At 42.9% G+C, this 16,873-nt stretch carries 15 protein-coding genes; 6 read left to right on the top strand and 9 right to left on the bottom strand.

Annotated features, from left to right (window positions below; all coding sequences use genetic code 11):
• The first annotated feature begins 23 nt into the window (after positions 1-23).
• Both PR767_RS03430 and PR767_RS03425 read left to right on the top strand, forming a co-directional pair.
• A complete protein-coding gene (locus PR767_RS03430) occupies positions 24-794 on the top strand; it encodes a FadR/GntR family transcriptional regulator (RefSeq protein ID WP_109912678.1) in 771 nt (256 codons plus the stop codon).
• A gap of 4 nt (positions 795-798) precedes the next feature.
• A complete protein-coding gene (locus PR767_RS03425) occupies positions 799-1,860 on the top strand; it encodes an osmoprotectant NAGGN system M42 family peptidase (protein WP_196719638.1) in 1,062 nt (353 codons plus the stop codon).
• A 69-nt stretch (positions 1,861-1,929) separates the two neighbouring features.
• On the opposite strand, the gene PR767_RS03420 is transcribed toward PR767_RS03425, so the two are convergent.
• Complete coding sequence (locus tag PR767_RS03420; RefSeq protein WP_272519890.1) at positions 1,930-3,264, bottom strand: D-serine ammonia-lyase; 1,335 nt, start codon at positions 3,262-3,264, stop codon at positions 1,930-1,932.
• A 12-nt stretch (positions 3,265-3,276) separates the two neighbouring features.
• Complete coding sequence (gene dsdX, locus PR767_RS03415) at positions 3,277-4,614, bottom strand: D-serine transporter DsdX (RefSeq protein WP_109912675.1); 1,338 nt, start codon at positions 4,612-4,614, stop codon at positions 3,277-3,279.
• 216 nt (positions 4,615-4,830) lie between these two features.
• Between dsdX and dsdC the strand changes: the two genes are divergently transcribed.
• The 3 genes from dsdC (at position 4,831) to PR767_RS03400 (ending at position 7,479) form a co-directional block, all read left to right on the top strand.
• Positions 4,831-5,802 (top strand): DNA-binding transcriptional regulator DsdC, encoded by a 972-nt coding sequence (gene dsdC, locus PR767_RS03410; RefSeq protein WP_051128906.1) that lies wholly within the window; start codon positions 4,831-4,833, stop codon positions 5,800-5,802.
• A gap of 61 nt (positions 5,803-5,863) precedes the next feature.
• Positions 5,864-6,886, top strand: coding sequence for a LacI family DNA-binding transcriptional regulator (locus PR767_RS03405; protein WP_226537983.1), 1,023 nt, complete (start codon positions 5,864-5,866; stop codon positions 6,884-6,886).
• Positions 6,887-7,011: 125 nt separating this feature from the next.
• The gene (locus PR767_RS03400; protein ID WP_272519889.1) at positions 7,012-7,479 is read left to right on the top strand and encodes a hypothetical protein; all 468 of its coding nucleotides are present in this window, start codon (positions 7,012-7,014) and stop codon (positions 7,477-7,479) included.
• Positions 7,480-7,531: 52 nt separating this feature from the next.
• Here PR767_RS03400 and ghrB read toward each other — a convergent pair whose 3' ends face one another.
• From ghrB to PR767_RS03380, 4 genes are read right to left on the bottom strand one after another with little or no spacing between them, the layout of a single operon-like run.
• On the bottom strand, positions 7,532-8,506 hold the full coding sequence (gene ghrB / locus PR767_RS03395; protein ID WP_198641683.1) for a glyoxylate/hydroxypyruvate reductase GhrB: 975 nt from the start codon (positions 8,504-8,506) through the stop codon (positions 7,532-7,534).
• 10 nt (positions 8,507-8,516) lie between these two features.
• Entirely contained in the window at positions 8,517-9,797 is a 1,281-nt protein-coding gene (locus PR767_RS03390) for an MFS transporter (protein ID WP_272519888.1), read from the bottom strand.
• A gap of 13 nt (positions 9,798-9,810) precedes the next feature.
• Positions 9,811-10,791, bottom strand: a complete 981-nt coding sequence (locus PR767_RS03385; protein ID WP_272519887.1) for a sugar kinase — start codon at positions 10,789-10,791, stop codon at positions 9,811-9,813.
• A gap of 4 nt (positions 10,792-10,795) precedes the next feature.
• Positions 10,796-11,578: a sugar phosphate isomerase/epimerase family protein gene (locus tag PR767_RS03380; RefSeq protein ID WP_272519886.1), complete on the bottom strand. Its 783-nt coding sequence runs from the start codon at positions 11,576-11,578 to the stop codon at positions 10,796-10,798.
• Between the two features lie 473 nt (positions 11,579-12,051).
• Between PR767_RS03380 and PR767_RS03375 the strand changes: the two genes are divergently transcribed.
• Positions 12,052-13,398, top strand: a complete 1,347-nt coding sequence (locus tag PR767_RS03375) for a phosphoethanolamine transferase (RefSeq protein WP_272519885.1) — start codon at positions 12,052-12,054, stop codon at positions 13,396-13,398.
• A 63-nt stretch (positions 13,399-13,461) separates the two neighbouring features.
• Here PR767_RS03375 and PR767_RS03370 read toward each other — a convergent pair whose 3' ends face one another.
• Genes PR767_RS03370 through PR767_RS03360 form a run of 3 tightly spaced genes read right to left on the bottom strand, consistent with a single transcriptional unit; the run spans position 13,462 to position 16,862 of the window.
• On the bottom strand, positions 13,462-14,934 hold the full coding sequence (locus tag PR767_RS03370) for an FGGY-family carbohydrate kinase (RefSeq protein WP_272519884.1): 1,473 nt from the start codon (positions 14,932-14,934) through the stop codon (positions 13,462-13,464).
• A gap of 11 nt (positions 14,935-14,945) precedes the next feature.
• Positions 14,946-15,809: an L-ribulose-5-phosphate 3-epimerase gene (locus PR767_RS03365; RefSeq protein ID WP_272519883.1), complete on the bottom strand. Its 864-nt coding sequence runs from the start codon at positions 15,807-15,809 to the stop codon at positions 14,946-14,948.
• Between the two features lie 18 nt (positions 15,810-15,827).
• The gene (locus tag PR767_RS03360; RefSeq protein WP_004259206.1) at positions 15,828-16,862 is read right to left on the bottom strand and encodes an ABC transporter permease; all 1,035 of its coding nucleotides are present in this window, start codon (positions 16,860-16,862) and stop codon (positions 15,828-15,830) included.
• Positions 16,863-16,873: the final 11 nt, after the last annotated feature.

The raw sequence follows: 16,873 nt of genomic DNA, 5'->3' as shown, positions 1-16,873 counted from the left end.
TTTAAACCAGTTGAGAACCTAATATGAGCACCAATAAGCCGACAACGATAGAACCAGTACGTATTAAGCGGACTGATGAAATCGTCAATGCAATAAAAGAAACTATCATGGCCGATAACCTCATACCCGGTGACCGTTTGCCACAAGAAAAAGAACTTATTGAACATTACAACGCCAGCAAAAGTACTGTGCGAGAAGCACTGAAATCACTGGAAGTTCAAGGGTTAATTAAAACGAAAACCGGGCCGGGTGGTGGTGCGTTTATTGATTCCATGACTGAATCGCGAGCAATGAGTTTGTTATCGAACTATTTGTTTACGCGGGATATATCAATCAAAGATATTTATACGTTACGTAAATTACTAGAACCGGTGGTTGCGGTTAGTGCGATTGACAACATCGATAATGACGGTATCCAGAAGCTATACGATACCATCGCCATTTATGACCATGAACCCGCAGATGAAAACGAACGCTGGCAGCAACGGATGGCAGAACTGGATTTTCATGCGGTGGTTGCCAGCTATTCCGATAACGTTTTATTAGTGTTTATTTGCCACTTTTTACAGCGTTTACTCAAAGATTTAGCGGTTTGTAAGGACATTTATTTAAAACCTGAGCCCGTCGACAGGCGCCAAGGTATTGAATACCAATATCAATTAATCGAGGCTTTACGCCGTAAAGACGCCGAGAAGGTTCAATCGGTGATGGAAGCTCACATGGCCTACGCAGAAAAAGCTATGTTAGCGCTACAAGCCACATTGCAAGAACGTTTTTTAAGTGAAGATAGGTAACGTAATGATAGATAAAGCATATCTGACCTCTGTATTAAAAACATTATTATGTACGCCTAGCCCGGTTGGGATGACTGAACAAGCCGTTGCGCGGACACATCAATGGTTGACTGAGTTGGGATTCACGCCGAAATATACACGCCGTGGAGTGCTATATATTACGCTTGGCTCTGAAGAACCTAAACGTGCATTAGCCGCACACCTTGATACGCTTGGGGCGATGGTGACACAACTCAAACCAAATGGGCGCTTGGCACTGCGTAATACAGGCACATGGGCAGCACGCTTTGCGGAAGGTGCAAGGGTGACGGTATTTAGTGACAATCACCAATATCGCGGCACTATTTTGCCATTAAAAGCGTCTGGGCATCGCTTTAATACTGAAGTTGATACTCAAATTGCGGATTGGGATAATTTAGAAATTCGCCTTGATGCTCCCTGTTATAACTTCGCTGATTTACAATCCCATGGCTTAAATGTCGGTGATATTGTTGCGGTTGATGCACAACCCGAATTTATTGATAACGGCTTTATTGTATCGCGTCATTTGGATGATAAGGCTGGATGTGCGGTGATGTTAGCCGCATTAAAATCACTGGTGGATGATGGCGTTGTGCCTGAGGTGCCTTGCCAAATGATGTTCACAATTTCAGAAGAGGTCGGAATTGGCGGTACACACGGTTTTGGTTCGCAAGTTCAAGAATTGTTAGCGATTGATAACTCAGTTTCTGCCCCAGACCAAACCACACGAGATGACGCATTGACTTTAGCCTTTCGTGACAGAACCGGGCCATTTGATTTGGCAATTACACGACATTTGCTGCAATTATGCCAGCAGTATGATATTCCTCACGTCCGCGATACGTTTAAACATTATCGTTCGGATAGTGCTGCGGCCATTGATGCCGGATGGGATATTCGTGCGGCTTTAGCGTGTTTCGCACTAGACAGCTCCCACGGCTGGGAAAGGACTCATTTGGACTCGTTAGTGGCGCTCGCGACCTTAGTGAGACGTTATATTGAAAGTGATTTAGTGCCATTACCGGGGCAATCATTACAAAGCTAATAAGGTGTGGTTGATGCTAAAAAGCCCTCTTCTCATTGAACGCGAAGAGGGCGTTGAATACATTAATTGTTAACTTAGGTTGGCTTGTGATAAATATTTTTGCATCTCATCCACAGGCACCATACCGCCACCCGTTGCCCATACAAGATGTGTTGCGTTGGCCAGTTTCGTCGGCGTGAGGGATTTAGATTGCAAATAACCCTTGTTTTGCGTGACATGTACGCAGCCAGTCATACCTGCCAAGGCTGACGGTTCTAATTTAATCGACTCAGTCTGGTTGAGTAAACCTAACAGGTTATACATTTCGCTATCGTCAATGGTGTGATAACCATCAATAAGCCGCTCCATTGCACGCCCCACAAAACCGGATGCACGGCCAACTGCCAGCCCGTCTGCGGCGGTAATATTATCAATACCAATTTCTTGGACTGACACACCATCATGTAGGCCAGTATGCACTCCTAGCAGCATACAAGGCGAGTGCGTTGGTTCGGCAAATAAGCAATGGACGGCATCACCAAAGGCCAGTTTTAACCCGAAAGCGACACCACCGGGGCCACCGCCGACACCACAAGGTAAATAGACAAATAGCGGGTGGTCGTTATCCACAGTAATCCCTTGCTCTAAAAATTGTCTTTTTAGACGAAGGCCTGCGACAGCATAGCCGAGAAACAGGGTGGTTGAGTTTTCATCATCAATAAAAAAGCAGTTAGGATCTTTTTCGGCTTCTTTACGGCCTTGCTCAACTGCGATGCTGTAATCTTGCTCATATTCCACCACATTCACACCATGTGAACGCAATTTGTCTTTTTTCCACTGTCTGGCATCAGCGGACATATGCACGCTGACGCTAAAGCCGAGTTTAGCGCTCATAATGCCGATGGACATACCAAGGTTACCGGTTGAACCGACTGCAATACGGTATTGGCTAAAGAATTGGCGAAATTGTTCAGAGAATAAAATTTCGTAATTATCATCTGTCGATAAAATACCGGCGGCTAAGGCAAGTTTTTCCGCATGAGTGAGTACTTCATAGATCCCCCCTCGGGCTTTAATTGACCCCGAAATTGGCAGGTGACTATCTTTTTTCAGTAACATTTTTCCCGCGATTGGCGTTTGATAACGTTTTTCCAGCGCGGCTTGCATGTTTGGAATATCGATAACTTCAGATTCGATAATTCCTTGTGTTGCTTGAGTTTCTGGAAACGCTTTCATCAAATAAGGCGCAAAGCGATTTAAGCGCGCTTCTGCATCTTGCACATCTTCAATGGTTAGCCCGACATAAGGCAAACCCGCTTGTGTCGTCGTGACATTTGGGTTGAACCACGCAATTTGCTTTAAATCGATTAAGTCCTGAACTAAAGGGTAGTCAGCAATTAACTTATCAACATTTATCTGAGTCATAATTACTCTCTTTTAAATCACAAATGAAAGTGCAAAAGTCCCTGCCAGCGCGACGAAAGACGCAATCAACGTGGCGACACTGTAAAAACGGAATGTTTCGGCTAAAGTGGCATTACAGTACTGTTTGACTAACCAGAACAGCGAGTCAGTGACGATAGTGCAACCAATTGCGCCTGAACCAATGGCTAATGTCATGATTTCTGGGCTAATGTGCGGGTACATTGGCATTAGCGGAGCCACAATCGCAGTTGCGCCCATCATCGCAACAGTGGCAGAACCGACTGCGGCATGCAGGATGATTGCCACTAGCCAGGCCAGTAAGATTGGGTGCATATCAATACCCGATAGCACCATCGCTAAGGAGTCACTCAGCCCACTGCCTTTTAAGATACCGTTAAATGCCCCTCCCGCACCGATAATCAATAAAATATTAGCGATTGAGCTAAAACTCTCTTCGGTTTTGCTGAGTAATACGCTCATTCCCATATTACGTCGGATCCCTAACATGTAATAAGCGACAAAAGCGGCAATAAACATAGCGGTTATTGGGTTACCAATAAACTGTAAAAAGGTAAATAACTGGTTATCTTTGCTCATGTTTAAATCAGCGGCTGTTTTGATCAACATGAGGATAATTGGCAGTAAAACGGTAAACAGTGTGGCACCGAGAGACGGTAAATCTTTCTCTTCTCGTACTTCGAGGTCAGAGAAGGCTTCTGGCACCGTTTTAAACGGTAAGCGGTCACCTAAGAACTTAAGGAACAGCGGCCCACCCACTAATGACGCGACTAAGCCTACTGCGAGCCCTGCCACAATCACTGTACCAATGTCAGCACCTAATTCATTTGTGACAAAGAGAGCCGCAGGGTGTGGTGGTACAATACAGTGTACCGCCATCAGTGCGGTACATAATGGGATAGCCAGTTTTAATAACGAGGTATTGGTTTTTTTCGCAATAGAAAAAGCTAATGGGATTAGCAGGACAACGCCCACCTCAACAAACAGCGTAATACCGCAGATTAAGCCAATCAGCACCATGGTAACGTCAGGCGTTAACCAACGGCTCTTTTGTAATGTCACCCCAATGCGCTCTGCTGCACCGGAGATTTCCATCATTTTACCGAGTATAGTCCCCAAACCGATAATAGCGGCTAAAAACCCAAGTGTACCCCCAATGCCATTTTCGATGGCGCTGACCATCTCTAATGGGTTCATTTGCATGGAGATACCGACAAAGAAGCTGGCGAGTAAAAGTGCTAAAAAAGGGTGAAACTTAAATTTAATAATTGAAACGATGATTAGTAAAATACTGATAACTAAAGTACCAATCATCCACATTGTAGAGTCCATATCCTACCTCTGATCATCTTGTTGTTGTTCTTCTATTGGATAATAAATATTCAGAGGTGACAAACGATGAAACATGCAGTTTAGATGAACTAAATTAACCCAAGGCTGTGATATTAGTCATGTAAATTGGATTTTAGAGTCTTTGGGACACCTAAATTCATCTTAAAATGGGTATTGTAGGGATTATTAGGCATCATGGTTTTTATTGGGGGCATTGTGTCGGCAAATTTCAATCAATTTGAGCAATCTGGATTTATTCAATGGAATAAACGGCTATCAAGTTATCAACTATCGCGCTTGCATACCTTTGAAGCAGCAGCACGGCATCTTTCTTTTGCCTTAGCGGCGCAGGAACTTTCGTTAACACCAAGTGCAGTTAGTCACCGAATTAACATGTTAGAAGGGGAATTGGGGTTTAAATTATTTGAGCGTTTTCATCGGCGTATTGAGCTAACCTCTGACGGGGAACGAATTTACTGGGCTCTACGTAAAAATTTGGATGATATTAACCAAGAAATCATTGATATCAAAAACCAAGAAATCTCGGGTGAACTGACGGTGTATTCACGGCCATCTATCGCTCAGTGCTGGTTAATCCCCAAAATTGCAGATTTTGCTAATCAATACCCCTCAATTCAGTTGAATCTCTTAACGGGAAACGATGATGTTAATTTTCGTGGGTATGGTATTGATATTGCTATTTATTATGATGATATGACAAGATCTAATCTGTATTGTGAGGATTTGATGACTGAATCTATTGTGCCTGTTTGTAGCCCGCAATACGCGCAGCAATATGATTTACTTAATAATATTCATCAACTAAAAAATTGCACTTTATTACATGACCGTCAGGCATGGAGTAGCAACTCCGATTATGATGAATGGAAAGCGTGGAGTGAGCATTACCAGTTGGCACTGTTTCCACATCGTCGCAACCTGTGTTTTGATCGTTCCGATTTAGCGATTGTTGCCGCAATGAACCATGCCGGTGTGGCAATGGGGCGTAAACAATTGGTTGAAAAACGGCTGAAGCGACAAGAACTGGTGATGCCATTTGGCGATATTTCGCTGAAGTGCCAACAACGCTATTATTTTGCCATGTTGAATGAAAAACGAAACCCAAAGGCAGATATATTTATTCAATGGCTAAAACAGCAAGTTAACGCAATACCGCAAGTAAAATGACACTTATTCGAGTAAGATAACCACTTGGTGATGTTTTTAGAGAATGGAAAAACCGAAAGCTATGGCCCCGAAAACGCAAAAAGTTGCCACGATCAAAGATGTCGCTGCCAAAGCTCAGGCAGGGAAAACCAGTATCTCACGTTATTTGAATGGTGAATTTCATTTGCTTTCAGATAATTTGCGTCAACGTATTGAAAGCGCTATTCGTGAATTAAATTATCGGCCAAACCAAATGGCGCGTAGCTTGAAACATGGGCGGACAGGCTTGATCGGCTTGATTATTGCCGATATCGGTAATCCATTCTCTGTTGAAGTGCTAAAAGGGGTGGAAGCCGAGTCAATCAAACAAGGTTTTATGACCGTCGTTTGCAATGCGGATAACAGCATTGAACGTGAATGCCAATTTATTCAACTGTTAAAAGGTTACCGCGTGGATGGGCTTATCATAAATTCAGCGGGTGTTAACGAACAATTTATTGACGTACTGAAAGAAACCACCCTGCCTTTTGTCTTATTAGATAGAAAAATCGACAATTTTCCCAGCGATATGGTTGGATTAGATAACCCCGCATCCGCACAAATGGCCTTTAATCATCTGGTTGAACAAGGGTTCGAAGCGATTTGTTTCGTTACTGAGCCTATTGTGTATAACAGTGCACGCCAAGAGCGCTTACAGACATTCCAAGCGTTATCGCAGAATCATCAACATATTCAAAGCGAATTTCATGAAGTCACCTTGCCTGATCCGGCAAAATTAGAAGCCATCGTTGCTGATTTTTGTACTGCACATCGTGGTATGCGTAAAGTGATTGTCGCCGCCAATGGCGTACTGACCTTGCAGCTGGCGTATGTCATGAATAAACAAGGGTTACGCTGGGGGACAGATATTGGCTTTTTAAGTTTCGATAACCTCGAATGGGCTGCATTAGCTGGGCAAGGGGTGACCTCGGTGTCTCAACCGACAGCGGAAATGGGGCACAAGGCGGTGGAGTGCTTATTAGAAAAACTGGAAAACCCGGATAAACCTCCAATGCAATACTTATTTAATGGGGAATTGCTGATCCGTAAATCGACGACATTGTAGCTTTTGAAAGCTAAATTGTTCGGCTCTTAAGATTTGGTTACCATTTTTCAATTTAGCTTAAGGTGTATTGCAGGTATATTGGCATGTAGATTACGTTATAACCATTTTGAGAGTGTAGGGAACATATGAAAAAGATAGGGATATTATTGCTAGCTAGCTTTGTTTTAGCGGGGTGTAGCACCAGAAGTCAGGTTAAAGAATATACCTGCCAAGTTGACCAAAGTTATAATCACATCACGATAGAGCGTAATGGTAAGTTTTTCTTCCCCACCGGTGCCAGTAAAGTTCAAATCTTTTTCAATAATAATCAAATTAATGTTGTTGATTTTGTTGGCTATGAGTATATGAGTTATCCGCTAGTGAAAAGCACAGAGCAGCAACGTGTTGAGAAAATAAAAGATTTTAATGTTGTGATCAACAAAGGTGATTTTTATTCTGATGTCAATGGCATGTTGGAGATTTACTCACCCAGCCAAAAAACCATCGGATTATATTATTTAGCGCCGTCAACCAGTAAGCTTAATTCTATCCAGTTTCTGACAGAGTGTGAGCGAACGAATTTTGCTCGTCAGGGCAGTGCCCATAGCCACTAACTCTTTATTTAAAAGCCCTAATTTATATGATTAGGGCTCGATAGTATTTCTGCTATTTCCTAATTTCAGGATTTACACAGTTCTTGCTCAGATCGCCATTTAAGGCTGCAATCAAGTTATCGACGGCACATTCTACCATCGCATAGCGGGTCTCATGGGTCGCAGAACCGATATGCGGCAGTGCGACCACATTAGGTAGCGTGAGTAGTTTAGAGTTGCAGGGAAGGGGTTCAACTTCAAACACATCTAAACCTGCTCCTTGAATTGTGCCTCTTTCTAATGCGTCGATCAGCGCGGCTTCATCAACGATCCGGCCTCTTGAACCGTTGATCAAAAATGCACTGGGTTTCATTTTTGCCAACTCATTTTTACCGATCAACTTTTCGGTTGATGCTGATAATGGCAGCACGACACAGACAAAATCAGATTCTGCCAGCAACGTATCGAGGTCACAACGGCGTGCGTTAAGTTGGTTTTCTGCATCAGGATGGGTATGGTTATTGTAATAGAGAACCGGCATTCCGAAGCCTAAATGAGCGCGTTTGGCAACGGCATAGCCAATACGTCCCATACCTAAAATGCCGATAGTTTTACCATTCACATTACTGCCGTATGCATCTTCACCAATGCTTTTTGTCCATTGGCCATTTTTTACCATTTCAGCCATTTCGATAATGCGGCGTGCACTGCAAAGCACTAACGTAAAAATGGTATCCGCAGTTGTTTCGGTTAATACATTAGGCGTATGCATCAAGGCGATCTTTCTGGTATTCATTGCATCAATATCAAATTGGTCGATACCAACGGAAATGGTCGATGCCGCTTTCAAATTTGGTGCATTGGCAATGTCATCTGCGGTGATAGGATAACTGGCCCCGATAATGCCGTCAGCGCTGGATAACGCTTGTTTAAAGTTAGCGAGATTCTCAGGTGTAATGCTGTCAAATGCAGTGACATTAAAGTGCTGTTGTAGCCGCTCAAGTTGATCCGCGGGAATGGATTTATATAAAATAATGTTCTGTTTCATAGTATCCCTTTTAAGCATGTTTCGTGATGACCGCATCACTATTTTGTTCTTGGCTTGGTTTGACAATTAAGGTAAAGAAGACCGAGGCTAATAGTGCGAGTCCCATAAACATATACGAAGCACTTGGGCTACCGGTCGCCCCATTTAAATAGCCAACAAACCATGAACCAAAGAATGAACCTAATGCGCCCATACTATTGATTAATGCCATTGCACCACCTGCAACGTTCTTTGGCAACATTTCAGGAATGATAGCGAAGAAGGGCCCATACGGAGCGTACATTGCAGCGCCTGCAATCACCAATAAGGTATAAGAGAACCAGAAATTCGTGCTACCGAGCAGGTATGAGCCGAGGAAACAAACCGCCCCAAGCAAAAGCATTGGCCAAACGAATAGTTTGCGGTTATGCATACGGTCAGATGCCCATGACACGAGGATCATGGCTAAGGTTGCAGCAAGGTAAGGCACGGCAGAAAGCCAGCCTGTTTCTACCATTCCAAGGTTGGATGCCCCACGAATAATAGATGGCAACCACAGTACAAAACCATACACCCCAATGCTCCAACAGAAATATTGAGCACATAGTAAAATTACATTACGAGACTTAAAGGCTTCGCGGTAATTGCGAACAGGCTTGATATTTTTTTGTTCGTCACTAAGAATTTTATCTAATGTCTCTTTTTCAGTCTGGCTGAGCCAGCTCACTTGGTTGGGTTTATCACGTGCAGTTCTCCACCAGAAAAAAGCCCACAAAATCGCAGGAACCCCTTCAATGATAAACATTTCCCGCCAACCGAATGCCTGAATGAGGTAACCGGATAGCACAGACATCCACAGCACTGTAACTGGGTTGCCTAAAATTAAAAAGGTGTTGGCGCGTGACCGTTCTGACTGAGTAAACCAGTTACTGATATAGATAAGCATCGCAGGCATGACTGCGGCCTCAACGACTCCAAGGCTAAAGCGAATAATTACCAACATCGGAATATTGCTGACCATCCCTGTTAGGCTAGCAAAAATTCCCCAGAGAAAAATACAGGCAAAAATCAGTTTGCGGACACTGCGCTTTTCCGCGTAAATAGCGCCAGGTATTTGGAAAAAGAAATAGCCAAGGAAAAATAATGAGCCGAGTAGCGACGACATCCCTTTGGTAATACCTAAGTCGGCATTGATACCTGCGGCGGCGGCAAAGCTGTAGTTTGCTCTATCCAAATAGGCAAGGCTATAGGTGATAAACACGATTGGCATGATGCGCCACCAACGTGACATTGCTGGAGTATTCATTGTCATAATCGATTTCCTTTTAACATACCGCTTTAGTGGTGGCTACGTAGAGTAATGCCATTTCATGCTGCAGTTGCGCTTGGGTTGGTAAACCTTCACTATCACCTATAACTTGAATGGCTCTTGCTCCAACAAAATTACCTCTTGCAACAGCTTGTGGTAATGTTAAGCCTTCAAGTAAGGCGCTAATGACGCCAACGGCAAAGCCATCGCCAGCTCCAACGGTATCAATGACGTGTTTAACATGAACGGCAGGAGATATGCCCTGCTGGTTATCCGCTGTTTTATAATATGCGCCGTGTTCTCCGGTTTTAATCACAACGGCTTCAACACCGTGAGCGAGATAAAAATCAGCAATAGACTCGGGTTGGTCGAAGCCTGTCAGAATTTTGCCTTCTTTTAAGCCAGGTAAAACCCAATTAGCTTGAAACGCGAGTTGGTTGAGCTGTTTCACCATTTCTGTTTCACTCTTCCATAGAGAAGGGCGCAAGTTGGGGTCAAATGATAGTGTTTTACCTGCATTTCGCATCCATTTCGCGGCATACAGTGACAGTTGGTAGCTGGTGGGTGAAAGCGCGGCTGCCACACCACTTAAATGCAAATGGCGTGCGGATAAGAAATAATTTTCATTAAAATCGGTTAAATCTAAATGGCTTGCCGCAGAGCCTTGACGGAAATACTCCACGATGGGATCGGCTCCATTTTCAGCTTTAGATTTAAGTTGAAAGCCTGTTGGGTAATGAGAGTCTACCGTAACACATTGAGTATCCACATGTTCATTATCTAATGTGGCTTGGATAAAACGCCCGAAAGAGTCATTACCTAAGCGGCTTATCCATCCTGTTCTTAACCCAAGGCGTGAAAGGCCAACAGCAACGTTGAGCTCTGCTCCTGCAGCACGGCGAACAAAGTTTTCGACCTCATGCAATTTCCCTGTTTGCGTGGCGACGAACATCATCATGGCTTCGCCAAGAGTAACTACATCTAATTGATTTTTCATTAAATTAATTTCCCCTTTCACTGAGAGAGCTTTTAACAGAGAAGTTCTTTAATAGAGAAACATAGTATTCAGTGACTGCGCGTAAATCATGCCCTTCGAGCGGAAACTCGATACCACAAGGAGCGTCATCTGGTAGAAGGTTGAGTACTTCTTTCCATTTGCCATCGCTGTCATCAAGTGCTACAGCAACGCGTTTATTGCCACGCAATTGGCAGGCTTTAACGTGAATGTAAGCGACTTGGGAAGCAAAAATATGTGCAGCTTTTAACGGATCTTCCCGATGCCAGTACCAGTTCGCCATATCAAACGCCATTTTTATAGGCATATTTTGGTGTTTTACATCAGCAAAAAAACATTCAAGAGGCGCAATATGGCCACCGACTTCGGTTTGGTCATTCTCGATCACTAACTGCGTGTTGTATTGATTGAGAAGATTAATGACTTCCGATAAATCATAATTTTCTGGTAATTCACCGAGTGATAGTTTTAAAAAGCGAGCATTAAGTTGTTTGGCATCTTCAAAATAGCCTTGTAGTTTAGTGATAGCGATAGGGCTACGTTGCTGAAATAGCGTGTCAGGCACGGAATAAACGGCGGTGAGCTGCCTTGATTGTAACCCTTTGGCAATATCCGAAAGATTATCGCTTGGTAGTAAGAGTTCTTGGCGAATCTCTGCGCCATCCGCATGGCTGTTTTGAATAATATCGAATACAGCCTGTTGGCCACCTAATTGTTTTACGGTTTGTGCCCCATAAGCGGCGGTGACAACAATAATGTGTTTGCTCATGACTTTCCTCTCTCTGAATAGGGCATTAGCCTATTTGTCATTGCGAATAACTCATTATGGAACCGGTTCCATAATGCTTTCTAGTGACAAAAGAGCAAAATCAGAGCTATATCACTAATCAAATAGCGACAAATGTTTAATTGCCGATCTTTATCACAACTCTAGATGTAATGGGTGTAACGCCTATTATTCTTTCTGATCAATACATTTATATTCCATAACTAATTGATTATTATTTTTTTATATACAGGCAATATGAAAATGTACCTAATAAATGCGTGATTCTTCATAATTAATTATTGTTATCGGTATCTCAATTTCGTCTTCTTCGCCTTTTAATGAAATAATATTTCAATATATTAATCAAGGTGTGAAATTTTAGTGCGATGGCTGCATTAATTTCACAAACTCTACCCTGACTACACCACAGCAACTCATAAAAAATAATAAGTTACGAAGATGAGGTTCTGAATATGAAAGTAATGAAATTAACCGCACTTTGTAGTGCGCTTCTGTTAGCTAGCGTTACATGGGCTCAAGCAAATACTAATGAAAGTGCGGGAGTCTATAAAAAAGCCTGTACACCAGAGTTAATCCAAGCAGCAAAAAGCAATGCAGATCTTTGCTATGGGGTGAATACGGCTAGTGATATTCAAATTACTAAAAAAAATGATGATAAATATAAGATAAAAGTCGTCATTATTGGTGAAAGTACCAATAAAAATTATATGAATACTTATGGTTATCCATTAGAAAATACACCATTTCTTTCATCGGTAAATGGACGTTTTTTCAATAATTTTATTAGTGCAGCATCCAATACGGTACCGACTTTAACGCGTGCATTAGCGAAAAATGATTTAAATACGATCACACAGCACCATGAAAAGCCGTATTACAATAATAATTCGGTTGTTGATTTAGCCAACAAAGCGGGTTATGAAACCTATTACATCGGTAATAATGGCAGCTTTGGTGATGATGAAATTGGCTTTACAAATTATTTTCTAAAGGTGAATTATTTTTTACCGGTTAGAGACAGCAAGCCTGGTTTTGACAACCTTTTCGTGCAAGAAAAGGTTGTCGTTGATGACAGTGTGAATAAACTCACCAATGATTTTAAAATGTTACCTGCCTTTAAAGCCGCGTTAAATAACCCGTCAGAGAAAGAAAAAGTCATTTTTGTTCATATGTGGGGGCCTCACCATGATGGTTGGCCGAAAGGAGCTTGTGAACTCGTTAAAAATAATTACAACATTAACCCTGAGCAATTTGATACGGGCTGGGGAAGTATAGCGAACTGTTATGTTTCAGCGATTAAACTGAGTGATGATTTTATTAGCGATATTTATAGTATCTTGCAAGAAAATAATAAAAATGGGGATAACCCATTCTCCATTTTATATTTTTCTGACCATGGGCAAGGGCTAGTCAAAGCTAATAAACAGCACGTAAAAGCACTGGAAGCAGAGTATAAAGGGTATATCAAAGAAGGAAATCTATACTTACGTCATGGTCAACTCGTGAAAGGGGCATATCAAGTTCCATTAGTGGTCATCAATTCGGATGATACTAAACGTGAATTTCGCGATGAAACGTTAAGTGAGTGGAATTTATTTGATTATTTCGCGTCGTGGTTAGGCGTAGAAACTAACCTAACATCCCCAGCGAAAAGTATCGTAGCGGAGACTATCACACCTGAAAAAGATATTGATGTCTTTGTTTTCCCACGGGATGAGTTTGTGAAGTACGATAGCTTGCCGCAGGATACCGTATTATCACCAGCCACAGTTAATACCCAAGTCGTCGCTGACAATTAATTTGTCAAAAAATAAGGCAGAACCGAATTATCTGTTCTGCCTTTATTATCTTTATTCAATAGGTTATTGACTCAATGCATCGGCAACCGCTTTAAAACGGGCAAATTTATCACGTAACTGTTGATACCCAACGGCGTTTGGTTGGTAAGTGGTGATTTTAGGGGTACTTGCTGCAATGGCGACATCAAAACCTGAGTAGTAACCTGTTCCGACAGCGGCACAAAGTGCTGCGGCTTGGCAACCTGATTGCTGTACGTTGACGACATCTAACGGCAAGTTACTGGCATCACAGAACATTTGCATCCACAATGGTGACTGTGTTGGGCCACCCGTGAAGCGAATAGATTCAGTTGTATTATCAAGTCCAACGATACGGTCTTGGTGCAATAAATGTGAAAATACAATCCCTTGATAGATAGCATAAACAATATCGGCATCCGTATGGTGTGAACTTAATCCGAGTAGACCACCGTGCAAATTACTGTGGTAGTTAGAACCGTACAGCCAAGGGAAAAATAGAATATCGTTTGGCCGCGTTGCCCCTTCAGCCACACAGTGATTTAGTACATCATAATCTTGCAAACGTTGATTGAAGAAGTGACGAGTGAACCACGCGAGGTTACTGGCGGAAGTCGGGCTGCCTTCGTGGACAAAATAGGTACCTGGAATACAGTATTTACTCCATACGTATGGGTAATCTGAAGGCACGATTTCATCGAAGACACGTGTTGAAATGGTCCAAGTTCCGGCTACGGCGCTGAGTTTATCTTTTTGACTCACCCCTGACGCCAACGCTGCACCCACGACATCAAAGAAGCCACCAAATACAGGGGTTCCTTCCACAAGCCCAGATTCTACAGCAGCTTTGTGGGTTACCGTTCCTGCTAATTGCGCTGAGTTAATTACTGGGGCCAGCTTGTCATTTGCTTCATCAATACCAAATAGTTGGCATAATTTAGGATCATAGCTCGACAGGGTTTGGTTAAATAATTGGCTACCAGAAATATTGGTTTCTTCGCAGGCAATTTGGTCGGTTAGACGGTAGCGGATGTAATCGTGGACCATCAAAACATGCTGAGTATCACGATAATTATCAGGCTCGTATTGTTTTAACCAGCGTAGTAGGGCCACAGGATGAGAAGCCCATAATTGCTGTAAACTCAATGGATAAGCTTTATCCGCAGTGCCGTCTTGGTGCCATTCATCAACAATAGATTGAGCGCGTGAATCAGATGACACAATCCCATTTCTAACCGGTTTTCCTTGGCTATTGAGTAAATACAGCCCTTTGCCGTGAGAAGAAAAGCTGACACCGGAAATTTGGGCGGGACTGAGTTGGCTATTTTGAATCGCTTGGCGGATCACGCTGCAAGTCGCTTCCCACAGCATCTCCATATTACGTTCACTAAAACCTGCTTGTGGACTCTCAGTGGGAAAAGAATGTTCAGCAACGGTAATTTCTTGGCCTTCTGCGGTGTAGATACCCGCTTTAATGACGGTACCACCAAGGTCAACACCCATAAAAAATGCATTCATTATCGGCTCCTTTAGGCGTTGTACCAGCCTGCTTGTTGCATTTTGTCTTCCATCCAATGACGGGCTTTGATAATTTCAATCAGCGGCTCATCGGCTTTTTCTGTCCACATTTCAATCAGGAAGGAACCGCGGTAATTTAAACGTTTTAATAATTTGAATAAATTAACAAAATCTACGCAGCCTTCGCCGAAAGGCACATCACGAAATTGGCCTTTGCAGGTTTCGGTCACTGCATACGTATCTTTTAAGTGAATCGCTGCTACGTGTTCAATTCCTTGGGTGAATTCTTTTTCGACATCATTACCCCACGCGGTTAAGTTACCGACATCAGGATACACACTGAACCAAGGTGAGCGAATCTTATCGGAAAGCGTTTGCCATTTGCTAATGGAATTCATAAAAGGCGTATCCATGATTTCCACTGCACACATCACTTGAGAAGCGGCTGCAATTTCACTGACCCATTGCATGCCTTTTTCGAAATTAGCAATCGTTTCGGCATCTTGCTCTTCATAGTAAACGTCATAACCCGCAAGCTGTATAGTACGAATACCTAAGTCTTGAGCGAGCTTAATGGCTTTTTCCATTAAGGTATAGGCCATCATACGGGTGGCTTCATCATGGCTACCGAAAGGAAAGCGGCGATGGCCGGATAAACACATACTTGGAATGCGAATGCCTGTTTCTTGAATGGCGCTAACAGCTTCCAGGCGTTCTGCGGTGCTCCAGTCTAACCGAGCTAGGCGTTCGTCAGTTTCATCTACTGACATTTCTACAAAATCGTAACCCGCAGATTTTGCGATAACTAATTTTTCTAACCAACTGCTGTTTTTCGGTAATGCTTTTTCATAAATACCAATTGGATGCTTGCGCATGGTTTTCCCCTTGAAAAATTAACTTTGTGTCGATGCTTTATTAAGGCGTTGGTTGCGGTTCATCGCACGTTTAGCACTCCATTTTTCTTTGAAGAACTTGAATGCTAATGCCAAGATGAGCGTGATCCCCCAAACAGCGAGGTTAAAGTGCAGGCTCACGCCTAGCAGGCTTAAACCTGTCGCAATGACCTGTAAAACCAATAAGGCACAGAACACTCGGCTAACCTTACCAACCCCCCCAAATGGGTTAGTTCCACCTAATACGATGGCAAGAATGGTGAGCAGTAAATAGGAATCTCCGTAGCCCATACGTGCAGAGTTAAAGCGAGCCATCATGATTAGCCCAGCTAACACACATAACAGACTAGAAATGGTGTATATCGCAATCATGACACGGTCGGTACGAATACCGCTGAACCACGTTGCATTGATATTACTGCCACTCATATAGATATTTTTACCTAGCCGAGTACAGCCTAGAAAAAGCGCTAAGAGAATTGCGGTAACGATGAAAATAATCATCGCGATTGGCACCCCAAGCACGGTATCGGAACCAATGGCACGAACAATGGGCGGCATGCCACTCAGTGCCGCTCCTTTGGTGAGGTAAACACCAATACCGCTGATAATCGTCATGGTGCCGAGAGTGACTAGAATAGGGTGTGCCCCGATGTGGGAGATCATCAGTCCCGTTAAGCTACCAATAATGACCGCAATTACGGTTGCGCCAATTAATGCGAAGACTAACCACATCAGCTGTGTACCCGTTCCTGCATCCACCGGAAGGTAATTGATAAACACCCAAGCCATAAACAGGCCGGTTAAGTTAGCGGTACTAATAATTGCAAGGTTTAAGCCGCCACTTAACATAGGTACAAACATGGCAAAGGTAAGTAAGCCCAATTCAGGTAACTGAAAAGTGATACTTAAAAACGTGTTTTGGGTAAAAAAGTGACCTGGCATGGCAATACTAAATGCGGCGATAGCCAGAACAAAGATTGAAAGCAGTCCGATAACAGAGCCATCAATTTTAAAAAAAGCATTTTTTTTCATGGTGATATTCC

Source organism: Providencia sp. PROV223, assembly GCF_028479245.1.
Taxonomy (GTDB): domain Bacteria; phylum Pseudomonadota; class Gammaproteobacteria; order Enterobacterales; family Enterobacteriaceae; genus Providencia; species Providencia rettgeri.
This window is presented reverse-complemented; position numbering and strand designations above follow the sequence as displayed.